The sequence below is a fragment of the Arthrospira sp. PCC 8006 genome (assembly GCF_046480465.1).
GTDB lineage: Bacteria > Cyanobacteriota > Cyanobacteriia > Cyanobacteriales > Microcoleaceae > Limnospira > Limnospira platensis.
Window position 1 is genome coordinate 1 of sequence record NZ_PKGG01000467.1, and the last position, 1,132, is coordinate 1,132.

Sequence of the window (1,132 nt, forward strand, 5' to 3'; positions counted from 1 at the left end):
CGTCCACCCAACCTACTCCTGGTGCTGTCGTGGTAGCAAAACGGGTTTCCCATTTTTGCTCATCCTGCAACTGTGCCAAAAATCGAGCCGCGATCGCATCTTATTGGTCGGGTGGGAGTTGTTGGATTTGGGCGATCGCCTGTTGAAGTAGTTCGGTCATTTTTCAGTAGCAGTTAACACCGCCAAATCACATCGCTTCTGTATTTTACCTCGCTCTTGCCATAGAGCTTAATGCAGATTTGCTGTTGATTGATGAGCGTCGAGGTCGAGCAGCAGCGGACCGTTTAGGCATCAAGATTACGGGATTACTAGACATTTGGGTTGAGGCCAAGCATAATAATTTAATTACTGCGGTCAAGCCTCTTATGGATGCGCTGATTACTACATCAGAATTTAGAGTATCTTCAGCTTTATATAACCAGATTTTGAGCAGGGTTGATGAAATTTAACCGATATCTCAGAAACCGGGTTTCTACCATCACCTTTGCCTCCTCACCCAAATCTAGCTCAGAAACCCGGTTTCTTGCCCCCACCGATATCTCAGAAACCGGGTTTCTACCCTCACCTCTTCTCCCCATCAAACCTAGTTTTTTAGGTCTGTCGCCAATTCTCAGTTTAAAGACCAACAACGCGATTAAATTCTCGTTGGTTGGCGGTAATCATGAGCAGTTGATGTTCCAGTGCAGTGGCAGCAATCAAGACATCATAAGCCCCAATTGGCTGTCCTTGAGATTTGAGTAAAGCACGAATCTCAGCCGCTTTTTCAGCTTCTGCGTTTGTGAAAGGAAGAATAGTCACCGACGATAAAAAATCGAGAATAACGGGTTTAATTTTTTCCGCCCGTTGTGGATTGAGGGCTAAACCATAGTTAAGTTCCATCACTGTAATTGAGGAAACAGCAATGTTGACTGGGGCGGTTTGCTTGATTCTGTTTTGAGTACCCGGTTCGCCTTTGATGAAGTCACTGATAACACAGGTATCGAGGAGATATTGCATTAGAAAATTTCCGGTTCGCGAGGGGGAAGCAGTTCATCCCGATAGGACTCGAAAGCGGGGAAATCAGGGATTCCTTGATAAGACAAAATCGCTTCTGACCATTGGGACACTGGAATGGGTGGCGTTTGCATTGTGC

Annotated in this window: 2 protein-coding genes; one reads left to right on the forward strand and one right to left on the reverse strand. The window is 45.8% G+C overall.

Features of this window, described 5'->3' with window-relative positions; genetic code table 11:
• Window positions 1-245 precede the first annotated feature (245 nt).
• Complete coding sequence (locus B9T16_RS28820; protein ID WP_148261887.1) at window positions 246-449, forward strand: DUF3368 domain-containing protein; 204 nt, start codon at window positions 246-248, stop codon at window positions 447-449.
• A 166-nt stretch (window positions 450-615) separates the two neighbouring features.
• Here the strand turns inward: B9T16_RS28820 and B9T16_RS28825 are convergent, their stop codons facing one another.
• A complete protein-coding gene (locus B9T16_RS28825; RefSeq protein WP_410246407.1) occupies window positions 616-996 on the reverse strand; it encodes a type II toxin-antitoxin system VapC family toxin in 381 nt (126 codons plus the stop codon).
• Between the last annotated feature and the right edge of the window lie 136 nt (window positions 997-1,132).